Genomic DNA, 14,796 nt, shown 5'->3' on the forward strand with positions numbered 1-14,796 from the left:
CTGATACACTGAGATTAGACCAGTGGCACTGTTCAGAAGCAGGAATTTATTGAAAAAAGAAGCAGTTATACTTATTCATGGCATGGGGCGATCGCATCGCTCAATGAGAAAGCTAGAGGTTTTTTTAAAAGCCAAGGGCTATGTAACCTACAACCGCAGTTACCCCTCAACGGTGGCCAACGTTGAGCGCTCTGCCGTACACTATATCAACTCAGCGCTGGCTAATATCTCGCACGAATCCATCTCCACCGTCCACTTTGTAACTCATAGTCTGGGGGGGCTACTGGTACGATATTTCTTATCCAACCACCAGATGAAAAAACTGGGGCGCATTGTTATGCTTTCCCCGCCCAATCAGGGCTCAGAGGTTGCCGAGCGTTACCGAAAACACTTCTGGTATAAGTGGATAACCGGGATACCTGGACAACAACTATACCAAAATAATAACCCGCTCCTTAAAGAACTAAAACCTCTCAAAACCGAGGTAGGCATCATTGCCGGCACTCGCTCATCCGATCCCTGGTTCAACCATGCTTTCGAGCACCCCCATGACGGTAAGGTCTCTGTCAATGGTGCTCAACTGCCCGAAATGAAACAAATGATACAGGTCCCTCATGGTCATACATTTATCATGAATAAGGCCAGCGTTAAAAACCACATTGCTAACTTTTTAGCGACCGGTAACTTTTATCGCCCCACTCAGAAAATTTCCATGTTTAACTTCGTTAAGGATAACAAAGCCACTAAACAGTCGGCCGATCCCCGAACTGGCTCAACAAAGAAAGCGCCTCCTCAGCCCTATCCTGAGGCACAAAAAGATGATCATGATGATAAGCAGCCACCACGTTAGCACTGATACCAGCCCGTGTTAAAACGTCACTGATTGCGGCAGTCATGCCGATCGCACTTAAGCTGGAGTAAACATTTAAACTAATAAGACGCATAACCTCCTCCTGCCCATACTGCAGTTCCACGTTCTTTGCCTCTTTCTCTGTACAAACAAAACTCAGCCCTTCGGCTTCCTGAAACGTTGCTAGCGGCTTGACACCCGGAGGAATACCGGCCTTACTCGTACAGAAAACATAAAGCTCCTGATGCAGCTCAGGCTGTAAATCGGATAGCAAAGTCGAAAGATCATTAATACTCATACCACCATCTCTATTATATAAAAAAATCCCGCAACTCCTGACAAGTTGCGGGATTGAGTTAAGCGAGTCAAGGCTCTTATTACGCTTCGTCTTTATCAGACTCAGTTGCCTCACTGATTTCTTCCAGCTTTTTCTCGTGCTTAAGATCATAAACCGGCGGCTCGCCACCCTCACCTTTCAGGTAGTGATTCATCCAGCGTTGCATACGCAATGAATAGTCATACTGGCCGGCGGCTTTACGGTTACCATGCCCCTCTCCGGGATACAGCACCAGGCGTACGGGAGCCTGGCCTAACGTTTTAACGTAGCGATATAACTCCATTGACTGTGATGGGTGAACTCGAGTATCCGAGTCGCCGTGCATAATCAACAATGGCGTTTTTGCATTTTTTACGTGATAGATAGGGCTGGTTTCAAGCATCCACTGATAATCATCCCAAGGCCATGCACGTGCGTGTACTGCGTGCATTTCGTTTGGAATATCCGTCGTACCGAACTTGGACAACTGGTTAGAAATACCAACAAACATGACCGCAGCGGCATAGTGATCCGATAACTTAGTCGCTGACCAGGCGGTAGCGTAACCGCCATAAGAACCACCGGTAATACCAACTTTATCGCTATCAACCATACCCTTTTCTACAAGCGCTAACTTACCGTCTAAGATATCGGTAAACTCAGGGTCAGCGTAAGCATGCTGATCTAAGCGGGCAAATTCATCGCCACGCCCGGTACTCCCTCGATAGTTCGGGATAAAGGCAAAGTAACCCTGTGCTGACATGGCCTGAATTGGCGATGCATAATTCGTATTCCAGCCGTTCGAACGATGGGATTCAGGCCCACCATGGATGTAAGCCACCATTGGGTAGCTTTCGCCTTCTTCATAATCCAGCGGATAAACCAGCACGCCCTGCAACTTAAGCCCATCGCGCGCTTCATATTCGAACGCTTCCTGTTTCGCAAGCGCAACCTTATCCAACCAAGGGTTTGAATTAGTCAAACGCTTCATACCAGCCGCCGTTACTGCAAACAGTTCCCGAGGGTGCTGAGCTGTATCGGCTAATACATAAAGCGCGCCATTATTGGCCACACTCAGTTTACGCTGGATCCCCTTGCCAAAGTCGATCACAGCACGATCGGCGATTCGGCGTTTTAGAGCCGTTTTGACCACTCGACTCTCTAAGCCTTTATGCTCGATATAAATAAGATCATCATCATGCCAGGCAATATCCATCACATGGCTATTGGTGTTCTTTACTTTTTTATATATCTCGCCGTCGCCAACGTTACCCACATACACAGCTCCAGCCGTTGGGTCGTTGTAATCATTAGCCCCTAAGAAAGCCACCTGCTTACCATCTGTCGACCAGATAGCCTTACCCTGCTTACCTTCTGTGTCGAAACCAGTAATAACATTGCCTTCCAAATCAATAACTTGAAGAGACTTCTTCATGTAAATATCATCAATTAAAGGTGTCGGCGAGGTTTGAACCAATAACTGATCATTGACTGGACTGAACTTTGCGCTGATAACACTGCCTTCAATTTCCAACTTTGATGGCTCCGCTTCATCGTTATTCAGAGGATATAACCAGGCATGAACGTTATTGATGTCTTCCTCATACACCTTCGCCTGGAAGCCTTTTTGGACCAGTTTTTCCGTATGCTCTGGCAACTCTTCTGACGCAATAAAGACTAACTTATCGCCTTTCTTGTTCAGAGTATAACTTAAGATATTGTTTTTAATGCCGACCACTTTTTGCGACTCACCGCCGTCAACAGCGATACTGTAAACACCGGCAAAAGTATCGTCATTGCGCATGGCAATGTAGTAAATACGTTTGCTGTCTTTCGACCAGTGTACTGAACCAATATTCACCTTGCCCGTAATAAACGGCTTTGCTTCACCGCCAACCGGCTTAACGTATAGCTCTGCCCAGGCAGGACCATCATCATCAACATATGGCTCGCGCTTCTTGCTCTGGGTATAAGCAATCCACTTGCCGTCCGGTGATACATTGACCGAGTTAACTGACTCGATTTTAGCGATATCTTCTAGAGTCAGGCCTTTTTCTTCAGCAGCTTGAGCTTTCACCGAAGCCATTGAAGAAATTGCAGCCAACCCTATGAAAAACAGGATTTTTTTCATTGTCATCTCTATGTTTTTAGGATTTCGAGGTTAGCATATTAGAAAATGTGAACTAGATCTAGACGTTCTCGTGAATAGTGCAGGTAAATGTAAATCAGGATTGTTACAAACTGTTACAATTAGCTCGTAGCCAAATTTAAAGGTGTCATTTAAAGTACTTCTTGAGTGTAACGATTAATTTACCCCCTAATCGTACGCTCGCATCTCAAAATATCTCCTTCTCATTTTGAGACGCGACTTTAAGCCCCCGTTTTGGGGGCTTTTTTCTTTATTATCAATCCGTTATCTGCATTCTAACGCACGCATCAAATATGGGCCGATAAATGGCCTCCAGCTCAGCAAACGTAAAATGGTTTCCGTGCTTTTGATAAAGCGCCGAGACAATGGCTTTTTCTCTCTCAGGCTGTCGAGCGCTCATCCCCTGCTCCCGTTTATGCGCAACCAATGACTGCACTAACTCTGCTCTCTGTTCAATTAACTGTACGAGCTTCTCATCCAGCTGGTCAATTTCCTCACGAACTGCATCTACCGAATACATATCTACCCTTGTGACGAATAAATCATGGTAACCTTTTCTTATTATAGTAGAATTACGCTCAATATGTTGAATCCATTATGACAGCATGAGTAAAACAGACGATATATACGCGAACCCCTTAGATCAGGTCGATACCTTTCGCTTCGATCAGAAAGTAGTTGAAGTCTTTCCAGACATGATCAAGCGATCTGTACCCGGCTATACCACTATTATCGATGGTATCGGACAGCTGGCAAAGAAATACGTCCAGCCGAACAGCCGAATCTACGATCTCGGTTGCTCATTGGGTGCTGCGACTCTGGCAATTCGTCAGGCAATTACCGTGCCCGATTGCCAGATCATGGCTGTTGATAATTCAAAAGCCATGATCGAGCGTTGTCAGTCAATCCAGTCAGGCTATAACTTTGAAACGCCTGTGGATGTTCAGGAAGCCGATATCAACGATATCGAATTTGAAAATGCCAGTTTTGTCGTACTGAACTTTACACTGCAATTTTTACCTCGCGACCAGAGACAAAACCTCATCAATAAGATTTACAGCGGACTCAATGATGGTGGAGCTCTGGTACTATCAGAAAAGCTCACTATGGGGTTTTCTGAAATCGATCAAAATATTATTGATATCCACCATAACTTTAAAAAACAAAATGGTTACAGTGATATGGAGATTGCACAAAAGCGCGCTGCGCTGGAAAATGTATTGATTCCCGATACCCGCGAACAGCACTACCAGCGCTTCAAATCAGCAGGCTTCAGCCAATACGACACCTGGTTCCAATACTATAATTTCGCTTCGTTAATTGCCGTAAAATAGCATGATAAATTTCAGTGATACCTACAACGCTATAGCCAATACCCGCTTACACCTGTGGGTTGATGACTTTAAAAACGCCGTTCATAAACGCATGGGTGACTATACTCATGGCAACATTACCCAGTGGATAGAGCTATTAAAGCAGCTCCCCGACATCGAGCCGGACAGCATAGACATCACAAATAAAGTATCTATTGGCTCGCGAGAACAGCTCACAGATGGCGAGCAACAAAAACTGGAGCAGCTATTAAAACAATTTCACCCATGGCGTAAAGGCCCTTATCACTTATTTGGGCAGCATATTGATACCGAATGGCGCTCAGACTGGAAGTGGGATCGTATCAAAGATCATATTTCACCACTCGACGATCGCATGGTATTGGATGTCGGCTGTGGCAACGGCTACCACTGCTGGCGCATGGCCGCGCAAAACCCCAGACTGGTTCTAGGGATTGACCCGTCACAATTGTTTTTAATGCAGTTTGCCGTCATGCAAAAATACTTGGAGCAATACCCAATCCATTACCTGCCAGTTGGCCTTGAATACTTGCCACAAAATCTGGACAAGCAGGGTTTTGATACAATTTTTTCGATGGGTGTACTGTATCACCGCCGCTCACCGATCGATCATATCCTCCACCTGAAAAACCTGCTTAAGCCAGGTGGCGAACTGGTATTGGAAACATTGGTTATCGACGGCGAAGACGATCAATGCTTAATCCCTAAAGACCGATATGCACAGATGAATAATGTCTGGTTTATTCCAACCACAGGCATGCTCAAAAACTGGATGAAAAAATGCGGTCTGGAGGATGTACAAGTTGCTAATGTCTCAACGACCAGTACCGAAGAACAAAGGGCAACCGACTGGATGACATTTCAGTCGCTGGAAGATTACCTTGATCCGCAAGATAGGACTCTAACCATCGAAGGCTACCCCGCTCCCAAGCGGGCCTTTATAATTGCCCAAAAACCACTGCGTAAGAATAAGAAATAATATGGCTGAGTCAAACCAGGAAAGTTATCACGTAGTGCCGTTTTGTCCGGCTCCCGTACGCATTATCAAGCCCAATAAGCATTTTTTGTTTGTGGCAAAGCCTGCCGGCCTGTTAACCATCCCCGGCCGTCGTGAAGAGAACAAAGACTGCCTCATTACCCGCTTACAAAGTCATCACAAGTCGAAAACAGCGACGGTGGTTCACCGCCTCGATATGGCAACGTCAGGCATTATGGTGGTAGCCCTAAGCAAAATGGCTCACCGAGAAATAAGTCGCCAGTTTGAGCATCGTGAAACTCAGAAACACTACATCGCCATGGTCGATGGTATCGTTGAAAAGGATGAAGGCGTGATTGATCTACCCATGATTGCCGACTGGCCGAACCGACCCAAACAAAAAATTGACTTTGAACAGGGAAAAAAAGCAGTCACCGAATGGAAGGTTCTTGAGCGCGATCATGAAAACCAACGAACACGCCTGAAACTAATCCCCATAACTGGGCGTAGCCATCAACTGCGTTTACACTGCTTTGAACTGGGGCACCCTATTCTCGGTTGCAATCTTTACCATAAAAACGGTTCCGAAAAGAAAGCTTCCAGGCTCTTACTTCACGCTGAGAGTCTAACAATTAAGCACCCCAAAACAGGAGAACCAGTAACAGCATCAGCCCCTTGTACATTTTTGCTTGATTAAAATCGGAAGAATTGTAAAAATACCGCGCACTTGACTAGACACCCGTAGCTGGGTCTGCCCCACGGGGTACAGTTGGACGGAACGAAGTTCCAAGAATTATCAGTTAACTGATAGATTAAAAAGAAGTTACATTATCAATTACGCACCCGTAGCTCAGTTGGATAGAGCGTCGCCCTCCGGAGGCGAAGGCCGCAGGTTCGACTCCTGCCGGGTGCGCCATTTACTGATTCTAGATAGCCTTCCCTAAATCAAACTTTGACTTTTTCTCGACTTCTTTAAAGTGCTCTACGGCATGCTCAACGGCTTTATCAATTTCCTCCTGATACTCGCTTTCCAAAAGCATCATATCTCGGGTAAAGGCCATCTTCTGCCGCTTTTCTAATTCTACCCAGGCCTGATGTGTTGGAATATGTTCGGTTTTATCATAAATGGTATAGAAGATCGCAAAAGGTTTACGACTGTCTTCATCCAGCCGTAGCTGATCAATTAATACCTTAAGACGAATACATCCTTCAATCGTCGGGCACTGTCCTTGCTGCATCCCTTTAGCAATGGTAACGATACTTTCAATCACAGAGTTCAATTGAGCCTGCTGCTTTATAGCAAAATCGGATTCTGCAGATTTCACTATTCTTTTTTGCTGTCTTAACTTAACCAACAGATAAGTTGCATAAACAGCCAGACAAAGTGTTATAAAAGATGCGATATAGTAAAAAATGGTCATATAGTAGGTCACTAGTAATACTTGTCGCTAGGATACCGGTATTCTGCTGGCTTTTATAGTAGAACCACGCCCATTTTTGCTGCGTTCCTGGCCTTATAACTAATTAAACATTGACTTAATTGAAAACTTGAGTGTAGTATCGAAGTCATGAATATAGTAGCACAGCAATTTTATTTTTACTTTTTTACTCCAGATTCGTTGGGAGGAGCTGTGTTCGTCTAAAGAAAATTGAGCATCGCAAGAAAACCTCCCAACTGGGAGGTTTTTTTTTGCCTGATTATTTTAAGAGAGTATGTAGAGTTGACTATGACCAGAGATACAAACACCACCACTGATGAGGCGAATCAGTTAGACAATTTACGCCATTCCATAGGACGTCTTGATGAGGACTTATTAAAGATCTTCGCCGAGCGCCGTAAATTGAGCATAGCCGTTGCGGCTAATAAGCTCACGGCAAACAGGAAAGTCAGGGATCAGGCTCAGGAGAAAAACTTGCTGACGAACCTGACTCAAAAAGGTCAAGCCCTGGGTATCGAGCCAAGCGTTACCTTGAGCCTGTTCCATAATATTATTGAGGACTCAGTACGTTCTCAGTACGACTATTTTCTTGAAAATCAACCTCCCGAGTCGTTGGAACCAATATCGCTTGCCGTATTAGGCGGGCCAGATTCTTACAGTCATTTGGCCGCTCAACACCATTTTGCAACCAAAAAGCGCTCCTTCGAACCGCTTCACTGCCCCAGTTTCATGGCAATTTTCAAAGCCATTGAGGAGGGCCAGGCAGAATTAGGCATAGTACCAATCGAAAATACCACCTCAGGTAACATTACTGAGGTCTACGATCTGTTAATGCACCACAAACTAAGCATCGTTGGCGAAGAAAAGCTTAAGGTAAAACACTGTCTGGTGGCGACACAGGATGCCAGTATTGAAACGTTAAAGGATGTTTACTCACACCCACAGGCTATCGCTCAATGCAAAGACTTTTTCACTCAACATCCGCATATAACGGGTCATTACCGCAGTAGTTCGAGCTCAGCACTGAAGCTCGTTGCTGAATATCAAAACCCCAGTATTGGTGCTATAGCCAGTGAACAGGCTGCTGAAAACTCTGGCCTGAAAGTTTTGCGTTACGGTATTAACAATTACCAGGAAAACTACACACGCTTTTTGTTGATTTCCAAACAAGGAATCACGGTTCCATCAGCCGTGCCAGCTAAAACCACAGTCACGTTGCAGACGCCACAAAAGCCAGGTGCTCTGCTGGACTGCTTACAGGTTTTCAAAAGCCATGGCATTAATATGACCAAGCTGGAGTCACGCCCTATTCCGACCAAGCCTTGGCAGGAATTGTTTTATATTGACTTCGAAGGCAACTCCAATGATTTGGTAATTGAAAAAGCGCTTATGGAACTCAAACAAACAGCATCAGAGGTCACTATTCTTGGTAGCTATCCTTTGCATGATATTTTAGCGACAAAACTCGACAACCATGCGCTCAGCAATGAATTTGATTCGATCCAAAGGTAAATCATGATGACGTCTTCGATACAAACAATTGAAAATATTAATATACAACGGCTGGATTTATTAGCGACGCCAGAATCATTAAAGCAGGATATCCCGTTATCACATAATGCGGCAAACACAGTGCTCTCGGGCCGACAAACGATAAAAAATATCTTGAACGGAAAAGATAACCGTTTATTAGCCATCGTTGGTCCCTGCTCTGTCCATGATATTAGCAGCGCTAAGGAGTATGCTGAGCGCTTAAAGGCTCTGCATGATAAGTTGGCCGATAAGATCTACATCGTGATGCGTTGCTATTTTGAAAAGCCTAGAACCAACATTGGTTGGAAAGGGTTAATTAATGACCCCAACCTGGATGGCAGCAACGATATGAATTCTGGTTTGAGAAAAGCTCGAGAGTTTTTGGCATGGTTAGCCGACTTAGGTTTACCGGCTGCGACCGAAGCGCTGGATCCGGTGACACCTCAATACATTGCCGATCTCATCAGCTGGTCAGCTATCGGTGCCAGAACCACGGAATCGCAGACTCACCGTGAAATGGCTTCCGGACTTTCTATGCCAGTCGGCTTTAAAAACAGTACTGACGGTTCGCTCACCGCTGCAGTCAATGCCATTATCAGTGCGCAATCAGAGCATACTTTCATTGGTATTGATAATAGCGGCAGTACAGCGCTACTTCGGACTAAGGGTAATCCTGATGCCCACATCATCCTTCGAGGTGGAAAGCACCCGAACTACGATGTAGGCAGTATTGCAGAGTGTATCGCGGAACTGGAGCAATCAAAGATTACACCGAAAATCATTGTCGATGCCAGCCACGGTAACTCCGGTAAAGATCACACAAAACAACCAGCAGTAGCAGAAAGTGTTGCCGCACAAATCAAGAGTGGTAATAGTGCGCTTAAAGGGATCATGCTAGAGAGCCACTTAAAAGCTGGGAATCAGTCACTATCAGATAATTTAGAATATGGAGTGTCTATTACAGACAGCTGTATCGATTGGGAAACAACTGAAAAGCTATTAGGTTCTTTACTGTAATATCAGCCCGCACGATTTATGCGGGCTGCACCCTTTCAATAGCCTATAGGCGAGGAAACTTGCGGGTTAGGTTCTGCTCCTGCGGCTTACCATCCTGTTTATAAATAACACCTCCCTTCACCACCAAGTCCACTCGTTGTAGCAAGTTTATATACTTCAATACATCACCTTTGACGGCAATAATGTCTGCGTACTTACCAGGAACGATGGTTCCCACGTCCTTATCAACTCCCATGAATTTGGCGGGCCAATAGGTTGCTGCCTGAATCGCTTCCATTACCGGCACATCAAATTCTCTAACCCAGACATCCAGCTCATTCCAGGTTGACTGACAGTGAAACTTCATCGGAATACCACTATCCGTTCCGACTAGTAATATAGCACCGGACTCTCTCAGCTGATTAAATTTGGTCTTAAGCGTGGGTTTACGTTTTGGAGTCAACTGCATATAACCGAGTCGCTCAGGATGTTGAATGGATTGCTTTATATCCAGAATCGTCTCTTTGCTTAACCCTCGCTTCCAACAGGCATTATCCAACGCTTCAGAATTTTCTCTAATATATTCGTAATTCCATAGCCCTTCTACGGTCGGCGTCCAATACAAGGGGCCACCACTGATTCTACCTTTGGCCGTTCTTTCCTTGAGCTGCTCCATAATATCTTCTGGATACTCAGGCGCGGTGGTTAAGCCGGTATGTTCAAAGTTATCAATACCAATTTTCAAGCCAACTCGGATTTCATCCGGCTTATGGGAATGACCCACAACCTTCATGTCCAGCTTATGAGCCTCATCGACCACAGCTTTAGCATGCTCTATAGGCATCACATCATGGTCGATAAGTTTTACCACATCCATCCCGGCATCTTTTAACTTACGCACCTTACGCCTTGCATCTCTTTCGTTGTCCACGCCCCATCGAAAAGCCTCCGTACCAGGGTATGGTTTATGCTGAATAAATGGACCAGACATAAACATTCGGGGCCCACTTAACTCACCAGACTGAATCTTTGCTTTTATAGTTTGAGACTCCTCCAGCGGCGCCCCTAAATCCCTTGCGCTAGTCACGCCCGCCAACAACAGTTGTTCGGCTGAAGCAGGCATGATTTCCGTGCCAAGTTTATCAATATAAGCTTTATCCCAGTGCTTATAATCTGAGTGCCCATTGATCATCAAGTGAACATGCATATCCCACAAACCCGGCATGACAGTCATACCTTCGGTAGATACCATCTGGTACTCGTTCGGTACATCTAGACTCGACTCTGTACCAACAGCAACAATTCGCTCACCTTTGACCAAAATAACGCTGTCATGGATGACTTTACCACCAGTTCCATCAACCAACATACCACCGACAAAAGCTTTTAATTCATTAGCAGAACTTTTGAAGCTTACGAGACTTAGTAAAGCTGCTAATACAACCACTAGATATCGAGACATAAACACCTCATTTCTTTTTTGATTCATTATCTTCAGTTTCTGCGTCCTCATCTAAAGGCAACGACTCCCCTGTCACAGACTGTAAGGGCAAAGAATGTTTATCCTCTTCTTTAACCACATTTAGATGGACATCTCTTTGTGGGAATGGGATCTCAATTCCATATTTATTTAAAGCAGTATCCAGCTCCCACATGTAAATACTTTGTATACGCGTTGGCCGCCGGACTCCATAGTGCGCAACCCAGACCAGCAACAGGAAGTTGACACTGTTATCGCCAAACTCTGTCAACCACACATCGGGTTCTTTTCCCGGAACGTTTCTTAAAGTGTACTGCACGTTATTGGCGGCCTCGATAGCCGCTTTTTTAACAATTTCCTTATCGGTTCCATAAGCAACGCCAAATGGAATCTTAACGCGACGCGTCGATTCTTTAAGCGTCCAGTTGGTAACGATATTAGTCACCATATAGGAGTTCGGAATGATGACATCAATATTATCGTTCGTATTAATTCGTGTGCTACGGGTTTTAATCTCTTTAACCTGACCTGTCGTACCATCTTCAAGCTCAATGTAATCGCCAACCTTGAGCGTCTTTTCGAACATAATGGTTAAACCGGAAACAAAGTTACTGACCAGATTCTGTAGACCAAAACCGATACCAACCGATAGAGCACCAGCAATTAAGGTGATATTACTGAGGTTAAGTCCAAGCGCACTAAAGCCAGCAACCGCCGCAATAAAAATAATTAAATAGTGGATTAGTCTGTGCAATAGATAAAGCGATGAATTATTTTTAATTTCATGCTTCTTCTCAAACCGGTGCACTAAGAAATTAACCAGCTTTGAAACCAAGTAACCTATTAAAATAATAAAAAATAACTGAATAAGCGGTAGCAGAGTTATTGGCCGCTCATTAATACTGAACAAAGGCCGGTTTACCAAAGCAACGGTTTTATCCCACACCTGTCCAGTAAACTCTTTTACAGAATCCCAGGTCTTATTCAGACCCGACTGTTGAATATCTTCTATATCTTTTAATATTGATAACAGCAGCTGGTTATCACTGATGCTGGCACGCACGTCAGACATCGACTTCAACAACTGCTGAGCCTTCTTGCGGCGCTCCTCTGATAACTTCAAGAGATTCTGGCTATCACCGGTGCTTTGTTGCTGCAGATTGATATCAGACGACAGTAACGTATCGCGTGCCAACGCTTCGGCTTTATCAATTTCTTCTTCCGCAAGTCGAATGGCTTCTTCAGACTGAGTGATCACCTCTCGCACTTCATCAATATCCGCCATTACCGGCGATTCGAGCTTTGATATTTCAGCTAACTTGTCCTGTTCAGTCGCTCGTTGCAGATTTAATAGAACATCACGGTAGGCCAGAAGTGTTAAGGAAAGATCCAGCTTTAATATCTCGTAGCTGGTAAAACCAATACTGGTTTCAGAAATATCGCGACTCAACTTCAAGTTCAGCTGCTTAAGTTCATCTTCCAGCTCGGTCTTTTGCTCTTGCAGACGCCCCCTTCTGTCATCAGGGAAAGGTTCAAATAGAATCCTTTCTTTGGCGGTTTCAAGACTGCTTATAATGGTATCAAGTTCAGCTCTGAGGCTGTCTTCACGTCGTTCTAAATTTTCCAGTAACTGGCTTTCGATGGCTTTGCTCAGTTGGCTGTTGACCCAGTTAAGAACCACCGCCAGCTGCTCAATACTGCCCTCCTCACTATTAAGGTAAGACACTTTCAGGATATCAATGGTATTGGTAGTCTGTTGAATGCTCTGAGTGACGCGTTCAACTTCATCCAACGTCTGGTCGCGTAGGAAGTCTATTTGCCGCCTTAACTGATTAATTTCTAGAAACTCATCAACGCTGTATTGCTCTTTTAAAACAAAAGCCTGAGGAACACTGTAATCATCCTTGGTTTTATAACGCAGCTTTTTGTATTCCTGGGAGAGATTACGAATAATGGCAACCCGCTCTAACAATGTATCTTTGCGCTCGCTTTCAACCTGCTGTACCGCCTGCTCCAATTTGTCAACGAACTTGATAAAGTAGGTTTCGAACGCTTTGGCTTCTTCCAACTCTGCATACTGGTTCCACCAGCGGCTACTCATATCCCGAATATTTGGCAGCTCCGGCTCGTCACTTTGCTCTTTCTGTCCCAGTAAGTTTAATGGATCGCTGCCGCTTGCTGAATAAACAGGGTTAATCCCCAATGACAATAGGACTCCTAGCAGCAACAATAGCTTATTGGGCAATATGTTCTTCATAGCGGTCAGTTTACGCTCCCTTAACCTACATTATGACTACAGTATAAATAGTGTACCACTAGACCAGCGGCAGTCGATGCTATTCCATAAAAAGTTGTCAAAACTCAACGGCTATAATCTACAGCCATAAAAAAAGCTGCTAAAAAGCAGCTTTTTAAAACTAATTCATATATGGCTTCAGAGCCTCAGGAATATCTATCGTGCCATCCTCTTTCTGATAGTTTTCCAAAATAGCAACGAGTGTACGACCAACAGCCAGGCCCGAACCATTTAATGTATGAAGTAATTCTGGTTTACCTGTTTCCGGGTTTCTCCAGCGCGCCTGCATACGACGAGCCTGAAAATCTCCCGTGTTACTGCACGATGAAATTTCACGATAGGTATCCTGACTCGGTAACCAGACTTCGATGTCGTAAGTTTTAGTCGCACCAAAACCAATATCACCCGAACACAGGTTAACCACGCGGTATGGCAAATCGAGTAGTTGAAGCACCTTCTCGGCGTGCCCAACCAGCTCTTCAAGTGCCTGCATCGAGTCTTCAGGCTTGGTCATATGAACCAGCTCAACCTTTTCAAACTGATGCAATCGAATCAAGCCACGAACATCACGACCATAAGAACCGGCTTCGCTGCGAAAGCATGGAGTATGGGCGGTGAACTTCAGTGGTAACTGCTCCACCTCGATGATTTCATCACGAACCATATTGGTCACTGGGACCTCTGCGGTTGGGATCATGTAAAGCTGCTTACCATCCTGGTTTTTGCCCTGGGCCTTAAACAGGTCTTCTTCAAATTTTGGAAGCTGCCCTGTCCCCATTAAACTTTCGGCATTGACCATGTAAGGAACATATATTTCTTCATAACCATGCTCCTTTCCATGTAAGTCCAACATAAATTGAATCAAGGCTCTGTGCAGTCTAGCTACGACACCCTTCTTAACCACAAAACGACTCGCTGAAATCTTGGCGGCGCTGGCAAAATCAATGCCTCCCAGGTTTTCACCGATTTCAACATGGTCTTTCGGCTCGAAACTAAACTCTTTTGGCGTACCCCAGCGACGAATCTCAACGTTTTCGTCTTCATCTTTACCGACTGGAACCGATTCATCCAGTAAATTCGGAATGCCGTATAGCATATCGTCCAGCTGAACCATCACTTCATTCAAGCGTTCTTTAGCTGCATCCAGTTTTTTTCCTAAGTCGGCGACTTCATCCAGTAGAGGTTGGATATCCTCGCCACGTGCCTTTGCTTGTCCAATTGATTTAGAACTCGAGTTACGCTTACTTTGTAACTCCTGAGTTTCAACTTGGATAGTTTTACGTTCATCTTCCAGTTTTTGATAAGTCGCAACATCCAACTCAAAGCCTCGTTTGGCTAAGTTGGCCGCTACAGCGTCAATGTCATTACGTAATAATTTTGGATCAAGCATTACTTTTTATAGGTTTAGT

At 44.7% G+C, this 14,796-nt stretch carries 13 protein-coding genes and 1 tRNA gene; 7 read left to right on the forward strand and 7 right to left on the reverse strand.

The window, feature by feature from the left end; all coding sequences use genetic code 11:
* Positions 1-49 precede the first annotated feature (49 nt).
* Complete coding sequence (locus H7708_RS10805) at positions 50-850, forward strand: esterase/lipase family protein (RefSeq protein WP_223670793.1); 801 nt, start codon at positions 50-52, stop codon at positions 848-850.
* On the opposite strand, the gene H7708_RS10810 is transcribed toward H7708_RS10805, so the two are convergent.
* The 3 genes from H7708_RS10810 to H7708_RS10820 all read right to left on the reverse strand — a co-directional run bounded on the left by H7708_RS10810 (position 744) and on the right by H7708_RS10820 (position 3,835).
* Positions 744-1,148: an ACT domain-containing protein gene (locus H7708_RS10810; RefSeq protein ID WP_223670794.1), complete on the reverse strand. Its 405-nt coding sequence runs from the start codon at positions 1,146-1,148 to the stop codon at positions 744-746. The genes H7708_RS10805 and H7708_RS10810 overlap by 107 nt on opposite strands.
* Before the next feature lie 79 nt (positions 1,149-1,227).
* Positions 1,228-3,297: a S9 family peptidase gene (locus H7708_RS10815; protein ID WP_223670795.1), complete on the reverse strand. Its 2,070-nt coding sequence runs from the start codon at positions 3,295-3,297 to the stop codon at positions 1,228-1,230.
* A 274-nt stretch (positions 3,298-3,571) separates the two neighbouring features.
* Positions 3,572-3,835: a chorismate mutase gene (locus tag H7708_RS10820; protein WP_223670796.1), complete on the reverse strand. Its 264-nt coding sequence runs from the start codon at positions 3,833-3,835 to the stop codon at positions 3,572-3,574.
* An 85-nt stretch (positions 3,836-3,920) separates the two neighbouring features.
* Between H7708_RS10820 and cmoA the strand changes: the two genes are divergently transcribed.
* The 4 genes from cmoA (at position 3,921) to H7708_RS10840 (ending at position 6,559) form a co-directional block, all read left to right on the forward strand.
* A complete protein-coding gene (cmoA, locus tag H7708_RS10825) occupies positions 3,921-4,649 on the forward strand; it encodes a carboxy-S-adenosyl-L-methionine synthase CmoA (protein ID WP_223670797.1) in 729 nt (242 codons plus the stop codon).
* Between the two features lies 1 nt (position 4,650).
* Positions 4,651-5,646, forward strand: a complete 996-nt coding sequence (gene cmoB / locus H7708_RS10830) for a tRNA 5-methoxyuridine(34)/uridine 5-oxyacetic acid(34) synthase CmoB (protein ID WP_223670798.1) — start codon at positions 4,651-4,653, stop codon at positions 5,644-5,646.
* Between the two features lies 1 nt (position 5,647).
* Positions 5,648-6,340 (forward strand): pseudouridine synthase, encoded by a 693-nt coding sequence (locus H7708_RS10835; RefSeq protein WP_223670799.1) that lies wholly within the window; start codon positions 5,648-5,650, stop codon positions 6,338-6,340.
* 142 nt (positions 6,341-6,482) lie between these two features.
* A tRNA-Arg gene (locus H7708_RS10840) sits at positions 6,483-6,559 on the forward strand.
* 10 nt (positions 6,560-6,569) lie between these two features.
* On the opposite strand, the gene H7708_RS10845 is transcribed toward H7708_RS10840, so the two are convergent.
* Complete coding sequence (locus H7708_RS10845; protein WP_223670800.1) at positions 6,570-7,064, reverse strand: DUF2489 domain-containing protein; 495 nt, start codon at positions 7,062-7,064, stop codon at positions 6,570-6,572.
* A 306-nt stretch (positions 7,065-7,370) separates the two neighbouring features.
* On the opposite strand from H7708_RS10845, the gene pheA reads away from it, so the two are divergent.
* Positions 7,371-8,594, forward strand: coding sequence for a prephenate dehydratase (gene pheA, locus H7708_RS10850; protein WP_223670801.1), 1,224 nt, complete (start codon positions 7,371-7,373; stop codon positions 8,592-8,594).
* A 3-nt stretch (positions 8,595-8,597) separates the two neighbouring features.
* Entirely contained in the window at positions 8,598-9,632 is a 1,035-nt protein-coding gene (locus H7708_RS10855) for a 3-deoxy-7-phosphoheptulonate synthase (protein WP_328798981.1), read from the forward strand.
* A 43-nt stretch (positions 9,633-9,675) separates the two neighbouring features.
* On the opposite strand, the gene H7708_RS10860 is transcribed toward H7708_RS10855, so the two are convergent.
* The 3 genes from H7708_RS10860 to serS all read right to left on the reverse strand — a co-directional run bounded on the left by H7708_RS10860 (position 9,676) and on the right by serS (position 14,777).
* Entirely contained in the window at positions 9,676-11,073 is a 1,398-nt protein-coding gene (locus H7708_RS10860; protein ID WP_223670802.1) for an amidohydrolase family protein, read from the reverse strand.
* A gap of 7 nt (positions 11,074-11,080) precedes the next feature.
* Positions 11,081-13,348, reverse strand: coding sequence for a mechanosensitive ion channel domain-containing protein (locus tag H7708_RS10865; protein ID WP_223670803.1), 2,268 nt, complete (start codon positions 13,346-13,348; stop codon positions 11,081-11,083).
* A gap of 160 nt (positions 13,349-13,508) precedes the next feature.
* The gene (serS, locus tag H7708_RS10870) at positions 13,509-14,777 is read right to left on the reverse strand and encodes a serine--tRNA ligase (protein WP_223670804.1); all 1,269 of its coding nucleotides are present in this window, start codon (positions 14,775-14,777) and stop codon (positions 13,509-13,511) included.
* Positions 14,778-14,796 lie beyond the last annotated feature (19 nt).

The organism is Kangiella shandongensis (genome assembly GCF_020005365.1).
Lineage (GTDB): Bacteria > Pseudomonadota > Gammaproteobacteria > Enterobacterales > Kangiellaceae > Kangiella > Kangiella shandongensis.